Annotated in this window: 14 protein-coding genes; 11 read left to right on the plus strand and 3 right to left on the minus strand. The window is 68.2% G+C overall.

The window, feature by feature from the left end:
- The first annotated feature begins 21 nt into the window (after positions 1 to 21).
- Positions 22 to 399, plus strand: a complete 378-nt coding sequence (locus AB0E69_RS29585; RefSeq protein WP_360153246.1) for a YciI family protein — start codon at positions 22 to 24, stop codon at positions 397 to 399.
- On the opposite strand, the gene AB0E69_RS29590 is transcribed toward AB0E69_RS29585, so the two are convergent.
- A complete protein-coding gene (locus AB0E69_RS29590; RefSeq protein ID WP_360153249.1) occupies positions 392 to 1,369 on the minus strand; it encodes a BadF/BadG/BcrA/BcrD ATPase family protein in 978 nt (325 codons plus the stop codon). The two genes, AB0E69_RS29585 and AB0E69_RS29590, sit on opposite strands and share 8 nt — an antisense overlap.
- Positions 1,370 to 1,625: 256 nt before the next feature.
- Here AB0E69_RS29590 and AB0E69_RS29595 point away from each other — a divergent pair, with 256 nt between their 5' ends.
- From AB0E69_RS29595 to AB0E69_RS29640, 10 genes are all read left to right on the plus strand, one after another.
- Positions 1,626 to 2,408 (plus strand): SIS domain-containing protein, encoded by a 783-nt coding sequence (locus AB0E69_RS29595; protein WP_360153252.1) that lies wholly within the window; start codon positions 1,626 to 1,628, stop codon positions 2,406 to 2,408.
- Positions 2,409 to 2,432: 24 nt separating this feature from the next.
- Positions 2,433 to 3,851 (plus strand): N-acetylglucosamine/diacetylchitobiose ABC transporter substrate-binding protein, encoded by a 1,419-nt coding sequence (gene ngcE / locus AB0E69_RS29600; protein WP_360153255.1) that lies wholly within the window; start codon positions 2,433 to 2,435, stop codon positions 3,849 to 3,851.
- Between the two features lie 11 nt (positions 3,852 to 3,862).
- Complete coding sequence (locus AB0E69_RS29605; RefSeq protein ID WP_360153258.1) at positions 3,863 to 4,858, plus strand: sugar ABC transporter permease; 996 nt, start codon at positions 3,863 to 3,865, stop codon at positions 4,856 to 4,858.
- Positions 4,855 to 5,748, plus strand: coding sequence for a carbohydrate ABC transporter permease (locus AB0E69_RS29610; protein ID WP_360153261.1), 894 nt, complete (start codon positions 4,855 to 4,857; stop codon positions 5,746 to 5,748). The genes AB0E69_RS29605 and AB0E69_RS29610 overlap by 4 nt, the downstream gene beginning before the upstream one ends.
- 12 nt (positions 5,749 to 5,760) lie before the next feature.
- Positions 5,761 to 7,110 (plus strand): N-acetylglucosamine/diacetylchitobiose ABC transporter substrate-binding protein, encoded by a 1,350-nt coding sequence (ngcE, locus tag AB0E69_RS29615; RefSeq protein ID WP_360153264.1) that lies wholly within the window; start codon positions 5,761 to 5,763, stop codon positions 7,108 to 7,110.
- 49 nt (positions 7,111 to 7,159) lie between these two features.
- Positions 7,160 to 8,164, plus strand: coding sequence for an iron-siderophore ABC transporter substrate-binding protein (locus tag AB0E69_RS29620; RefSeq protein ID WP_360153267.1), 1,005 nt, complete (start codon positions 7,160 to 7,162; stop codon positions 8,162 to 8,164).
- 57 nt (positions 8,165 to 8,221) lie between these two features.
- Positions 8,222 to 8,626, plus strand: coding sequence for a hypothetical protein (locus tag AB0E69_RS29625; protein ID WP_360153270.1), 405 nt, complete (start codon positions 8,222 to 8,224; stop codon positions 8,624 to 8,626).
- Between the two features lie 91 nt (positions 8,627 to 8,717).
- Positions 8,718 to 9,779, plus strand: a complete 1,062-nt coding sequence (trpS, locus tag AB0E69_RS29630) for a tryptophan--tRNA ligase (RefSeq protein WP_360153273.1) — start codon at positions 8,718 to 8,720, stop codon at positions 9,777 to 9,779.
- A 7-nt stretch (positions 9,780 to 9,786) separates the two neighbouring features.
- Entirely contained in the window at positions 9,787 to 10,299 is a 513-nt protein-coding gene (locus AB0E69_RS29635; protein ID WP_360153276.1) for a 2'-5' RNA ligase family protein, read from the plus strand.
- Between the two features lie 28 nt (positions 10,300 to 10,327).
- Positions 10,328 to 11,392 carry a YihY/virulence factor BrkB family protein gene (locus AB0E69_RS29640; RefSeq protein ID WP_360153279.1) on the plus strand — a complete coding sequence of 355 codons (1,065 nt, stop codon included), beginning with the start codon at positions 10,328 to 10,330 and terminating at the stop codon, positions 11,390 to 11,392.
- Here AB0E69_RS29640 and AB0E69_RS29645 read toward each other — a convergent pair.
- Positions 11,389 to 12,543, minus strand: coding sequence for a D-alanyl-D-alanine carboxypeptidase (locus AB0E69_RS29645; RefSeq protein ID WP_360153282.1), 1,155 nt, complete (start codon positions 12,541 to 12,543; stop codon positions 11,389 to 11,391). The two genes, AB0E69_RS29640 and AB0E69_RS29645, sit on opposite strands and share 4 nt — an antisense overlap.
- A gap of 67 nt (positions 12,544 to 12,610) precedes the next feature.
- Positions 12,611 to 13,555, minus strand: coding sequence for a zinc metalloprotease (locus AB0E69_RS29650; RefSeq protein WP_360153285.1), 945 nt, complete (start codon positions 13,553 to 13,555; stop codon positions 12,611 to 12,613).
- Positions 13,556 to 13,566 lie beyond the last annotated feature (11 nt).

Raw genomic sequence — 13,566 nt, forward strand, 5'->3', positions numbered from 1 at the left:
AACCCGAAAGGATGTCCGACCATGAAGTACCTGCTGCTGATTCACAGCAACCCGGTGACCTGGGCTCACCCGTCGTTCCTGCACACCGAGGAGGGCAAGCTGCTGCCGAAGAAGGCGCGCGAGGCGCTCACGGCACAGTTGAACGACCTGCTGAAGGAGCTGAACGCGTCCGGTGAGCTGATCAGGGCCGTACCGCTCGATCCGCCGGCGAAGACCCGGGTGGTCCGGGTCCGCGAGGGCGTGCGGGCCACGACGGACGGTCCGTACTCCGAGGCGAAGGAACAGCTCGCCGGCGTCTTCCTCATCGACGTCGCGAGCCCCGAGCGCGCCGAAGAGATCGCGGCCACCATCCCCGAGGCGCAGTTCGTCGCCGTCGAGGTGCGCCCGGTTTCTAACTGACCAGACGGGTGTGGTTCTCGCGGGTGGCGAGGGCGGGGTCGAGGGTGCCGAGAGCAAGCCAGGTGGCACCCCCGACGCCGTCGCGGGCGGTGCGGACCTCGCCGGCGAAGTGCTTCCGGATCAGGCGGCCGACCGGTGAGGACTCACCGGCGACACTGCCGGCGAGCACCATGGGGCCCATGTCCGACGTTGTCTTCAGCCCGGCGACTGTTTCTGTGAGCAACTCGGCTGCGCGTTTCACCAACGCGTCAGAGGTCTCGTCGCCTTGCTCGTACGTCGTGATGACAGTGGGAGCCAGCTCGGCGAGCAGCACGGGTGAGCGGCTGTTCACCGTGCGAACGACCTCATCACGGAGTGCGTCGAACCCTTCACGGGTCGCGGTCGCGTGCTCGTCGAAGTGCGGGACCAGGGCCTGTGCGACCGCTTCGCCGAGCAAGCCGAGCGGCTCCCTCAGATCGAGTGCGCGCAGCAGACTGCGCACAGCTTCCCGGCCGAGCCAGAATCCGGAGCCGTCGTCGCCGAGCAGCCAGCCGTGCCCGCCGACGGTCCGGATCAACTGGTGGTTCTGCACCAGGCCGGCGTTGCTGCCCGTGCCCGCAATCAGCACGGTTCCGTCCGGTTCCGGCGTACCGGAGGCGAACGCGACCTCCAGATCGCCGATGTACTCGGGTTCGGCAGTCAGCCCGGCGCCTTTCCAGGCGGCCTCGAACTGGGCTGCCACGTCCGGCCGGGCCAGTGCGACCCCGCCCGCCATACCGACCACGCCCGCCTTCACGGCGGCCGGATCGAGCCCGGCGAGCGCCGCGTGAAGCGCCTGACCGAAGTTGGCCGCCGCACTTGCGGGGTGGCTGGTCGGATTTCCGCCCGCGGCGGCACCGCGACCTACTACGTTGCCCTCAGCGTCCGCGACCACGATCCGGGAGGAGGTGCCACCCAGGTCGCCGCCGAGGACCAGTGCGGTCGCTGGCATCAAGACCACTGGTTCGGCAGGTTCCGGCAGCTGGCGTTCGACCGACATTGGCAATGCTCCAAACTGCTCAAAAGAGCGTCCTAGCAAGCACAAGCAAACAAGGTTACGCAACGGTCCCGATCTGGGCGGAACACTGAGATGAGCCTTGACTTTAGCTGCCAGTTGAGAAAAGTTCTGTCCAGCAAACCGCAAACTTGCGCACTTGTCGGCATCACGAGTGTCGCTGTGAACAATTCAGCTGAGGGGTGGGCCGTTGATGGCCAGCAGGACCACGGGGGAGACCGGCAATGTGAGTGCGCAGACCTATGTGCAGACATTGATGCCGATCCTGTCCGCGGTGACCGCGCAGATCGACGGCCCGATCCAGGAAGCCGCCGACCTGATGACCGCGTCGCTCCGCGCGGACGGCGTCATCCAGGCCTTCGGTTCCGGCCACTCCGAGGCGCTCGCGATGGAGATCGCCGGCCGCGCCGGCGGGCTGATCGCGTCCAACCGGATCGCGCTCCGCGACCTGGTGCTGCTGGGTGGCGAGCCGCGCGAGCTGCTGCGCAGCGCCGAGCTCGAGCGCGACCCGCAGTACTCCCGGAAGCTGTACGAGCTGTCCGCCGCGCGGGCGGGTGACCTGTTCGTCATCGCCTCCAACTCCGGTGTGAACGGTTCGATCGTCGAGCTCGCGAGCGTGGTCAAGGAGAACGGCCACCCGCTGATCGCGATCACCTCGCTGCAGCACACCGGCGGGATGGAGTCCCGGCATCCGTCCGGCAAGAAACTGATCGATTTCGCCGACGTGGTGCTGGACAACCACGCGCCGTACGGTGACTCCGTGCTCGATCTGCCCGACGGTGGTGGCAAGGTCTGCGCGGTGTCGTCGATCACCGCCGCGCTGATCGCCCAGATGCTGGTCGCCGAGGTACTGCGACGGATGACCGACGCCGGCGAGACGCCACCGGTCTACCTGTCCGCGAACATTCCCGGCGGCGACGAGCACAACCACGCCCTGGAAGCACGGTATGCCGGTCGCATCCGGCGTACTGCCTGAATCACCACCTGGAAGGCGGGACCAATGAGCACTCCCAACAACCTGTCGCGGCGGCTGTTCCTGCAGCGCGCAGCGGTCGGCACCTTGCTGGCGACCGGCGGCAGCACGCTGCTGGCCGCCTGTGCCGCCGGCGGCAGCGACAACAGCAGCAGCGGCGGTGGAGGCGCCGACAAGACCGCGGACAACCCGTTCGGCATGGCGGCGAAGTCGACCGTCGACGCCGTGATCTTCAACGGCGGCTACGGCTACGACTACGTGCAGTTCGCGGCCGACATCGTGCAGAAGAAGCAGTCCGGCTCGACGGTCAAGGTCGCCCCGTCCACCCAGATCGCCCAGCAGCTGCAGCCGCGCTTCGTCGGCGGCAACCCGCCGGACCTGATCGACAACTCCGGCGCGAACCAGATCGGCTTCAACACGATCCTGGACAGCCTGGCGACGCTGGACGACGTCTTCGAGGCCAACAACTACGAGGGCACGAAGATCGCCGACACGCTGTACCCGGGTGCCAAGAACCCCGGTACCTTCGACGGCAAGTTCGTCGCGATGAACTACGTGCTCACCCTCTACGGCCTGTGGTACTCCGAGAGCCTGTTCCAGGCGAACGGGTGGACGCCGCCGAAGACGTACGACGACCTGCTCGACCTCGGCGCCAAGGCCAAGGCGAAGGGCAAGTACCTGTTCGTCTGGGGCAAGGAAGCCGCGACGTACTACCACACCCTGGCCGTCGACTCCGCGATCAAGGAGGGTGGCGACGAGGTCCGGCTGGCGCTGGAGAACCTGAAGGACAAGTGCTGGTCGATGCCGCAGCTCCAGGGCGTCTTCAAGGCCATGGAGACCATGGTCAAGAACGGCTACTTCGTCCCCGGTGGCGCCGGCACCCAGTTCACCGCCGCGCAGGCGAAGTGGAGCAACGACCAGCTGGCCATCCTCTACCCCTCGGGCTCGTGGATCGAGAACGAGATGAAGAAGGCCACCAAGGACGGCTTCAAGATGAAGGGCATCCCGGAGCCGACGCTGACCTCCAGCCCGAAGCTGCCGTACGAGTCGCTGCGCAGCGCGGCCGGCGAGCCGTTCATCGTCCCGGCCAAGGGCAAGAACGTTGCCGGCGGCAAGGAGCTGCTGCGGGCGATGCTGTCCAAGGAGGCGGCGACCAACTTCGCCAAGACCCGGCTGGCGCCGACCATCGTCAAGGGCCTGGTGCCCGCGGACGGCTTCGGTTCGACCGCGCTGCAGTCGCAGACCGCGATGCTGGACGCGGCCGGCACGAACATCTTCGACTACCAGGTGTTCGGCCTGTACGGCATGAACACCGACCAACTGGTGGTCTGGAACTCGTTCCTGTCCGGCCAGCTGGACGCGGCGGGCCTGACCAAGGGCCTGCAGCAGATCACCGACAAGGTGCGGAACGACAGCTCCGTCAAGAAGATCCCGGTCACCAAGTGACCAGTGCGCAAGTGACCAGTACGCAAGAGGCTGTGCCGGGAGGCGGACCCCAGCGGTCCGTCCCCCGGCGCCGCCGGCCGCTGACGTTCGACCGGGTCAGCTTCATGGTCGTGTTCCTCGGCCTGCCGCTGGCGGTGTTCGTGATCTTCGTGGTGTCGCCGTTCGTGCAGGCGCTGTACTACTCGCTGACCGACTGGTCCGGTTTCAGCGCGGGGCAGAACTTCGTCGGCTTCGACAACTACGTCCGGCTGTTCCACGACGACATCTTCCTGAAGGCCGTGCGCAACAACGTGCTGCTCGCGATCGTCGTACCGATCGTGACGATCGTGCTGTCGCTGACCCTGGCCACGCTGGTGACGATCGGCGGCTCGGGCACCGGGACGGTCCGCGGGCTGCGCAACTCCGGCTACTACCGGATCGTCTCGTTCTTCCCGTACGTGATCCCCGCGATCGTGATCGGCCTGATCTGGGCCCAGGTGTTCACGCCCGGCTCGGGCATCCTGGACGCGGTGCTGTCGAAGATCGGGCTGCACCAGTTCGAGAACTACGCGTGGCTCGGGGACGCGCGGACCGCGATGCCGGCCTCGATGTTCGTGATGATCTGGGGCTTCGTCGGCTTCTACATGGTGCTGTTCATCGCCGCCATCCGGGGCATCGACCCCGAGGTGTTCGAGGCGGCCCGGATCGACGGCGCCGGCCGGTTCCGGACCGCGATCTCGCTCACCGTGCCGCTGATCCGCGACAACGTGCAGACGGCCTACATCTACCTCGGGATCGCCGCGCTGGACGCCTTCGTCTACATGCAGGCGCTGAACCCCGGCGGCGGGCCGCAGAACTCGACCCTGGTGATGCCCCAGCAGCTGTTCACCACTGCCTTCACCAAGGGACAGTTCGGTTACTCGACGGCGATGGGCGTGATCCTGGCCGCGGTGACGATGCTGTTCGCGCTCCTGGTCTTCGTGGTGAACGCCCTGACCGGCGGACGTGAGCGGAAGGTACGCCGATGACAACCACTGCCGCCGACCGGGCCGACCTGGTCGCCGATTCCCCGGTACCCGGCAAGGGGACCCAGGAGGGCAAGGGCGTCGCCACGACCGCCCACATCGCGCTGATCCTGTGGTCGCTGCTGGTGATCCTGCCGCTGCTGTGGACGCTGCTGTCCTCGTTCAAGTCGACGCAGGAGGTCCTGGGCAACCCGCTGACACTGCCGCACAAGCTGCGGTTCGAGAACTACAGCCACGCCTGGACGACGGCCGGTATCGGTCGCTACTTCGCGAACACCGTGATCGTCGTGGGCTCCGCGCTGGTGCTGGTGATGATCCTCGGCGCCATGTGTGCGTACGTGCTGGCCAGGTTCACGTTCCCCGGCAACCGGATCATCTACTACTCGATGCTGGCCGGACTGACGTTCCCGGTCTTCCTGGCGATCGTGCCGCTGTTCTTCGTGCTGAAGAACCTCTCGCTGCTGAACACCCTGCCAGGGCTGATCATCACGTACGTCGCGTTCGCGCTGCCGTTCACCGTCTTCTTCCTGCACAGCTTCTTCAAGGCGCTGCCGGGCGAGGTCTACGAGGCGGCGCAGATCGACGGAGCCGGTGAGTGGCGCACGTTCTTCTCGGTGATGCTGCCGATGGCGCGACCGGGGATGGCGTCGGTCGCGATCTTCAACTTCCTGGGTTTGTGGAACCAGTTCCTGCTCCCGGTCGCGCTGAACACCGACTCGAAGAACTACGTGCTCTCGCAGGGCATGGCCTCGTTCGCGTCCCAGGCCGGGTACGCGGTCGACTTCGGCGCCCTGTTCGCGGCCGTGGTGATCACCGTGGCGCCGGTGCTGGTCGTCTACATCATCTTCCAGCGTCAACTGCAGGTCTCCGTCACCGCCGGAGGCGTCAAGTAATAGCCTGCCGTCGTGCTGACACGGCGGACGCTGCTCCAGGGTGCACTGGTCGGTGCGGTCGTGAGCGGGTGTTCCTCGGGTCCGACGAACACCCGCCCGACCGCCGCGGCGGGCAACCCGTTCACCGTCGACGGGACGTTGCCCGTCGACGCGGTGGTCAGCGAGGAGTACGGCGGCTTCGCGGCGGCGGCGTACCGGAAGAAGTATCCGGGCGCCGCGATCACGCCCAAGGTGACCGCGCAGCTCTCGGAGGCGATGCTGCCGCGGTTCCAGACCGGCACGCCACCGGACGTGCTGCTGAACACCGGCGACGACGCGCTCGACCTGCGCCGGCTCGTCCGTGAGGACCAGCTCACCGACCTGCAGCAGCTGCTGGCCGCGCCGTCCTGGGACGACCAGGGCACGACGGTGAAGGACTCGTTGCTGCCGGGCATGCTCGACTTCGGCCGGTACGACGGCACGCAGCGGACGCTCAACTACGTCGCCACCGTCTACGGGCTCTGGTACTCGGCCGGCCTCTTCCAGCGCAACGACTGGGAAGTCCCGGCCACCTGGCCGCAACTGCTTGCCCTCGGCACCGATATGAAGGCGGCCGGACTCGGCCCGTTCACGTACGCCGGCACCCATCCGTACTACGCCCTCGAGCTCGTGCTCACGCTCGCCGCCAAGAGCGGCGGGCACGACGTGGTGAAGCGGATCGACAACCTCGACGACGGCGCCTGGAAGGACCAGAGCATCACCCGGGCGATCACCGCGGTCGGCGAGCTCCGCAAACGCGGGCTGATCGCGGCCGGGAGCGCGCGGTACGACCACATCGCTTCGCAGAAGCGGTTCTTCGCGGGCAAGGCCGGGCTGCTGCCGTGCGGCAACTGGCTCGAGAACGAGATGAAGCAGGTGATCCCGGCGGACTTCGCGCTGACGATGTTCGCCGTACCGCCGCTCGACGGGTCGCCGGCCCTGCCGCGCGGGCTGCACGTCGCAGCGACCGCTCCGCTGCTGGTGCCGGCGAAGGCGAAGAACGCAGCCGGCGGCCTGGAGTATCTCCGGGCGATGCTGTCGAAGGACGTGGCCGCGCAGGTGAGCTCGGAGTCCGATCAGCTCACGATCGTCCGCGGCGCGGCCGACGGGCTGGAGATCGGCACGGCACTGCGCTCGGCCCGGGATCTCCTCACCGCGGCCGGCGACCAAGTCATCAGCTGGTACTTCGACAGCTGGTACCCGGACCTCGCAACCACCGCGGCAACGGCGACCGGCCAGTTCCTGACCGGCGGCCTGGCGGCCTCAGGCTGGGCGGCCCAGATCCAGGCCGCAGCCGACAAGCTCAAGCAGGACCAGGGAGTGACCAAGTACCACCGGGACTGAGGGGTTTGTTAGGTTAGGGCAACCTAACTCCCGGTTCTGTGAGGTTCCTATGCGCCCGCTGGTGCTGCTGTCTGTGCTGTTGCTGGCCCTGACCGGCTGTGGCAGTGGCTCGAAGGACGAGCCCGCGGCCGCAAGCTCCGCCGGCGGGGCGTTTCCGGTGACGATCAAGAACAAGTACGGCGACACCGTGGTGAAGGCAGCGCCGCAGCGGATCGTGACGGTAGGGCTGGTCGAGCAGGACGCGCTGCTCGCGCTGGGCGTCGTACCGGTGGCGACGACCGAGTGGTTCGGGGAGAAGCCGGGTGCGTTGTTTCCCTGGGCGAAGGCGAAGCTCGGGGATGGCGCCGTACCGCAGGTGCTGAGCGACAAGGACGGGCTGCAGTTCGAGAAGATCGCGGCGTTGCGGCCGGATCTGATCATCGGGCTGTACTCCGGGATCACCGCGGACGACTACCGGAAGCTGACGGCGATCGCGCCGACGGTCGCGCAGCCGGCCGGCGTCCCCGACTACGGGGTGGCGTGGCAGGACGTGGCGCGGACCGTCGGGCAGGCGGTCGGGAAGGCCCCCGAGGCGGACGAGTTGGTGCAGGGGATCGAGGGACGGTTCGCGGCGGTGCGGTCGGAACACCCGGAGTTCAAGGGCAGGACGGCGTTGATGGCGTCGCCGTACCAGGGGTACTTCGTCTACGGCACGCAGGACCCGCGGTCGCGGCTGCTGACCGACTTCGGGTTCTCGCTGCCGGGCGGGCTGGACAAGGTGATCGGCGACAGGTTCGGCGGGAACCTCAGCGCGGAGCGGATCGGGCTGCTCGACGTCCAGGCGCTGGTGTGGTTCCCGGAGAAGGGTGGGACCGCCAAGCTGAAGGCGGATCCGCTGTACAGGAACCTGAAGGTGCGGACGCAGGCGCGGGACATCTTCATCGAGGAGGACAACGACGACGAGCTGTACGGCGCGACCAGCTTCGTGTCGGTTCTCAGCCTGCCGACCGTCCTCGACCAGCTGGTCCCCAAGCTCGCCGCCGCCGTCGACGGCAACCCGGCTACGAACGGATAAATCTTGGTCGCCGTCCTGGCCCGCTCGCCGTACCCTCGTAGCAGGGAGTGTGCGGCGATGGCGTGGTTGGGTGTTCTGGTTCTGTTCCTGATGCTCTGCGCCCTGCTCAACCTCCTGCTCCCCAACCCGCCGCCCTCGCGGTGGCGCCGGGCTCTGGGCCGCCGGACGGCGCGCGTGCGTCGCATGTTCCGTCGCCGGCGTACTCCTGTGCCCGACCCCTTCGACACCCTCTGGATCCAGACCCGCCTCGGCTACCTCTCCACCAAGATCCGCCGCCTGGAGTCCACCCCCAACGTCTACGCCCGCGCCCACCGCCTGATGGCGGTCGAAGCCGCGTACGACGACCTCCTGGACGAAGCCTGCAAACTCGCAGGCGTGCCGAGCGACCCCGCGGCCCTGCACCCCGAAGAGAAGCGCTGGCAAGAAGAACAAGAACTAACCTCCCGCGGCTGGTCCTGGTAACTCTTCGGGTGAGCGCCATAACCGCGGTTTTATGAGCTGAATGACCCGCCCGGGTGCGCCCTGGACTTGGGGCGCTGGCAGAATCGGGTTCATGTCCCATGCTGCGTCTGACCCCTCCGCAGCCGGGTCTCAGCGGCGCCCTCGGGTGCTGTCCGGGATCCAGCCGACGGCGGACTCCTTCCACTTCGGCAACTACCTCGGCGCGGTGCGGCAGTGGGTGGCGCTGCAGGACGACCACGAAGCGTTCTACTGCGTCGTCGACCTGCACGCGATCACCGTCGACTACGAGCCGAAGGCGCTGCGGGAGCGGACCCGGCGCTCGGCCGCCCAGCTGCTCGCGGCCGGGATCGACCCGGAGCGGTCCACGCTCTTCGTCCAGTCGCACGTCCCCGAGCACGCCCAGCTCGCCTGGGTGCTCGGCTGCCTGACCGGGTTCGGCGAGGCCAGCCGGATGACGCAGTTCAAGGACAAGTCCGCCAAGGGCGGCGCCGACCGCGCGACCGTCGGCCTGTTCACGTACCCGATCCTGCAGGCCGCCGACATCCTGATCTACCAGGCCGACCGGGTCCCGGTCGGCGAGGACCAGCGCCAGCACCTGGAGCTGACCCGCGACCTGGCCCAGCGGTTCAACCACCGGTTCGGCAAGACCTTCCGGCTGCCCGAGCCGTACATCGTCAAGGAGACCGCGAAGATCTCCGACCTGCAGGACCCGGGCGCGAAGATGAGCAAGTCCAGCTCGTCCCCGGCCGGCATCATCGACCTGCTCGACGACCCGAAGGCGAGCGCGAAGAAGATCCGCTCCGCGGTCACCGACTCCGGCCGCGACGTGGTCTTCGACCCGGAGCAGAAGGCCGGCGTCGCCAACCTGCTGACCATCTACTCGGCGCTGACCGGCCGGAAGATCAGCGAGCTCGAGGACGAGTACGCCGGCCGCGGGTACGGCGACTTCAAGAAGGACCTGGCCGAGGTCGTGGTCGAGTTCGTCACGCCGTTCCGGGAGAAGACGCTCGAGTACCTCGACGACAAGGCGCAGCTGGACGCGATCCTGGCCGCCGGCGCGGAGCGGGCCCGAGCCGTCACCGAGCCGACGCTGGCCCGGGTCTACGATCGCCTCGGCTTCGTTCCCGGCCCGACGCCGGGATCGGGCCGGTAGGCCCCGGATGGCGACGATCGGTGTCGCGATCCCGATCGCGGAACCCTACGGCTCGGAGCTGCAGAAGTACCGGGCCGAGTTCGGTGACCCGATGGCTGCGTCGATCCCGACCCACGTCACGCTGCTGCCGCCGACCGAGATCGACGACGCGGACCTGGCGGTGATCGACGACCACCTGCTCGAGGTCGCGGCCCGGTTCCCGGCCTTCCGGATCCGGCTGCGCGGTACGGCGACCTTCCGGCCGGTCTCCCCGGTGGTGTTCGTGCCGCTGGCCGAGGGCATCTCGTCCTGCGAGGTGCTGCAGTCGCAGGTCCGCTCCGGCCCGCTCCAGGTCGACCTGAAGTTCCCGTACCACCCGCACGTCACGGTCGCGCACGATCTGGACAAGGACGCGCTGGACCGCGCGTACGACGCCCTGTCGGAGTACGACTGCGACTTCGAGGCCGAGTACTTCAGCCGCTACGAGCACGGCGCGGACGGCGTGTGGCGCCCGCAACGATCCTTCCCCCTGGCAGGCTGAGCCCGGCACTCTCGGGTACAGGAGTCTCATGGGTACGATCAAGCGCGTCTGGGCGCGGTTCAGCAAGTCGCAGCTGTGGCGCGCCTGGAAGCGGTACGGCGACCGCCGCGGCAACCGGTTGGCCGGGGCAACGAGTTTCTTCGGGTTCCTCTCGTTGTTCCCGCTGATCGTGCTGGCCGCCGCGATCACCGGCCCGCTGCTGGGCGACGCGGCGATCAAGGCGCTCAAGAAGGGCCTGCGGGAGAACCTCCCCGGGATCGGCAACAACATCGACATCGACTCGCTGATCTCGCACGCCGGCGCCATCGGGCTGATCTCCGGCGTGTCGCTGCTGCTGACCGGGCTCGGCTGGATCGACTCGCTGCGCGCCTCGATCCGCTCGATGCACGAGCTGGACGACCAGCCGGGCAACGCCGTCAAGCTCAAGGGCGTGGACCTCGGCGCGCTGATCGGGCTCGGCGTGATCGGCCTGATCGCCACCGGCGCGTCGTCGATCCTGACCGGCCTGTCGAAGCGGATCGTCGAGGCCGCCGACCTGGACGGCACCTGGGTGGCGAACTGGGGTCTGACCCTGCTCAGTGTGGTGCTGGGCATCGCCGCCGGCGCGGTGCTGTTCGTCTACATGGAGACCGTGCTGCCACGGATCCTGCTGCCGCGGAAGGTGACGCTGATCGCCGCTCTGGTGGGTGGCGTGGTGTTCTACCTGGCCCAGAAGCTCGGCAACATCTACGTCAGCCACGTCATCGGTACGAACGCGGCGTACGGCACGCTGGCTCTGCCGCTCGCCCTGCTCGTGTGGATCTACTTGATGACCCGCGTGATCATGCTGATCGCCGCGTGGACCAAGGAGGCGAGCCTCGACGCGGCCGCCGTGAGCGAGAGCCGACTGCGGCTGGCCGAGGAACCACTGCCGGCCGGGCAGTCGCAGGAAGAGCCGCTGCTGCTCGGTCCGCCCGGGAAGCGCTATAAGGTCGTCCCGATCCCGCAGCGCAAGGCGGACACGGTCGCGGTGGCCGCCGGCGCCGTGCTGGGCGCCACGCTGACCACCATCGCCGTCCAGGCCGTCCGCGCACTGCGTTCGGTACGGCGCTAGTGCCGGCCACGCGCGCTGCGGCGGCGTAGCGCCCGTGGCCGCCGGAGGAACAACCCCAGCAGCATCACCGGCGGCGCGGCGTACGCCCAGACCGGGATCCGGAGCGCCAGCGACTGCACTGCCTGCCCAGGGTTGAGGACGGTCCGGCTGCGGGACGGCCGTGCGGACCCGGTCTTCGGCTGCTCCTCGGTGCTGTTCTTGCCCTGCGTGGACGTCTTGGGCTCGTCCGCCGGCTTGACCAGCGTGCCGACCGGGTTCAGGCGGCTGTAGTTGTCGAACGTCCAGGTCAGCAGGTTGCTGGCGTCCTCGGTGATGCCGTGCGGCGCGTTCATCATCGTCACGACCAGCGTGTGCCCGTTGCGGCGGGCGGCGCCGACGAACGTGTTCCGGGCCAGCGTGGTGTAGCCGGTCTTCACGCCGAGCGCGCCGGCGTAGTTGAACAGCAGCTTGTTCTGGTTCGCGACCTGGTAGGTGCCCTTGTTCCCGACGTTCGGGAAGTTCGTGTACTTCGTCGACGCGTACTTCGCGAAGTCCTGGCGGCTCAGCCCGGCCTGCGCGAACAGGGCCAGGTCGTAGGCGCTGGAGTACTGCCCGTCGGCGTCGAGCCCGGTCGGGTCGGTCACGTGGGTGTCCAGCGCCCCGATGTCCTTGGCCTTCTCGTTCATTCGCTGGATCGTCGCCGGGATGCCGCCCTGGTCGTGCGCGCACAACGCGTGCACGGCGTCGTTCCCGGACGCGAGGAACATGCCCTGGAAGAGCAGGTCGACGGTGTAGCTCAGGCCCGGGTACACACCGACCTTGCTGCCGATGATCCCGGCGTCGGCGGGCGAGCCGGTCACCACATCGGTCTTCTTCAGCCGGGGCAGCAGGACCAGCGCGGTCAGGGTCTTGAGCGTGCTGGCCGGGCGGAGCTGCGCGTGCGGAGCCTTCGCGGCGAGCACGCTGCCGGTGTCCAGGTCGGCCACGACGTACGCCGATGCCTGGACAGCCGGCGGTGCCGCCCCGTCGGCGACGACCGTCGGCTTCGCGGTCAGCAACTCGCCGCCGACCGGGCCCTGCGTGCCTAGGGGGCCCTGGCCGGCGGCGGTTGCTGTCAGAGGTCCGGAGGCCACCAGTGCGGTGGTCGCGCAGGCCGTCAGAAGCAAACGCATCGGCGGCACTCTAGTTGCCTCATGGTCCAGATGTCACAGTCGCGTGTCGGACCAAAGGCACTCGTGGTCACGCTCGGTAGGCAGTCCACATGCTGCTCATGCGCGACGACTGGCCTGGCGTGAACTGGTTGTAGCAGGAGTCGTAGGAGTAGTCCATGTAGTTGTGGATCGGGTCCAGGCCGGGCAGCGAGCAGGAGTCGCGACCGGTCGGGCAGCCGCTGCTGGCGCTGCTCTGCGCCGGCGTGTCGGAGACCGAGTCGTTCGTGCTCGTGCAGCCGCCCTGGAACGTGTGGTAGAGCCCGAACCAGTGGCCGGCCTCGTGGGACGCGGTCTTGCCTTCGTTGAAGTTGGTCGCCGAACCACCGGGCAGCGAGCTGTACTCGACCCGGATGCCGTCGATCGACGGGTTGCTCGCGTAGTCCCACGGGAACGTCGCGATGCCGAGGTACGAGAAGTCGACCAGCCAGATGTTCAGCGCGTTCTTGCCACCCTTGCGAGTTTGTGAACGGTAGCTGGTGCTCTGCTTGTCCTTGTGCCACTGGTCGTTGTTGAAGCGGTCCGTGCCGGCCAGGTAGAAGGTGAACCCGGTGTTCGCGGCCTGCGACGACTCGCCGCCGGCGTAGTCCTGGTTCAGTTCGGTGATCTGCTGCGAGATCTGGGTGTCGGTGACGTCGCCGGCGCCGGTGCTGCTGCGCATCACGTGCACGTAGACCGGCACGCTCGCCGAGGCCAGGGTGCCGGCCGCCGGCGCCAGGCCGCGGGCGGCCTTGGCCTTCAGGATCTGCGCAGTCTTGGCGTCGATCGCTCGCTGCTCGGCGGCGGACAGCTCGCGGTGGTCGGCGCCGTGGCCGCCACGAGCGGCGGGGCCGTCCGCCGGCGTGAAGCACGCTGGGTTCCCGACCTGGTCGGCCGGCAGCTTCGCCATCGCCGATCCACCGAGTGGGCTGAGGGTGAGCGCCGTACCGGCCAGCACAACGGCCAGGGCGCGGGGGCGGGTGATGAAAGATCGCATAGTGCGTCCTC

The organism is Kribbella sp. NPDC026611 (assembly GCF_040638345.1).
GTDB lineage: Bacteria > Actinomycetota > Actinomycetes > Propionibacteriales > Kribbellaceae > Kribbella.

What these genes read in the sequence shown, in the direction of transcription:
- AB0E69_RS29585 (WP_360153246.1), top strand. Translation starts at nt 22, where the DNA reads ATGAAGTACCTGCTGCTGATTCACAGCAACCCGGTGACCTGGGCTCAC.
- AB0E69_RS29590 (WP_360153249.1), bottom strand. Translation starts at nt 1,369, where the DNA reads ATGCCAGCGACCGCACTGGTCCTCGGCGGCGACCTGGGTGGCACCTCC.
- AB0E69_RS29595 (WP_360153252.1), top strand. Translation starts at nt 1,626, where the DNA reads ATGGCCAGCAGGACCACGGGGGAGACCGGCAATGTGAGTGCGCAGACC.
- ngcE (WP_360153255.1), top strand. Translation starts at nt 2,433, where the DNA reads ATGAGCACTCCCAACAACCTGTCGCGGCGGCTGTTCCTGCAGCGCGCA.
- AB0E69_RS29610 (WP_360153261.1), top strand. Translation starts at nt 4,855, where the DNA reads ATGACAACCACTGCCGCCGACCGGGCCGACCTGGTCGCCGATTCCCCG.
- AB0E69_RS29620 (WP_360153267.1), top strand. Translation starts at nt 7,160, where the DNA reads ATGCGCCCGCTGGTGCTGCTGTCTGTGCTGTTGCTGGCCCTGACCGGC.
- AB0E69_RS29625 (WP_360153270.1), top strand. Translation starts at nt 8,222, where the DNA reads ATGGCGTGGTTGGGTGTTCTGGTTCTGTTCCTGATGCTCTGCGCCCTG.
- trpS (WP_360153273.1), top strand. Translation starts at nt 8,718, where the DNA reads ATGTCCCATGCTGCGTCTGACCCCTCCGCAGCCGGGTCTCAGCGGCGC.
- AB0E69_RS29635 (WP_360153276.1), top strand. Translation starts at nt 9,787, where the DNA reads ATGGCGACGATCGGTGTCGCGATCCCGATCGCGGAACCCTACGGCTCG.
- AB0E69_RS29640 (WP_360153279.1), top strand. Translation starts at nt 10,328, where the DNA reads ATGGGTACGATCAAGCGCGTCTGGGCGCGGTTCAGCAAGTCGCAGCTG.
- AB0E69_RS29645 (WP_360153282.1), bottom strand. Translation starts at nt 12,543, where the DNA reads ATGCGTTTGCTTCTGACGGCCTGCGCGACCACCGCACTGGTGGCCTCC.
- AB0E69_RS29650 (WP_360153285.1), bottom strand. Translation starts at nt 13,555, where the DNA reads ATGCGATCTTTCATCACCCGCCCCCGCGCCCTGGCCGTTGTGCTGGCC.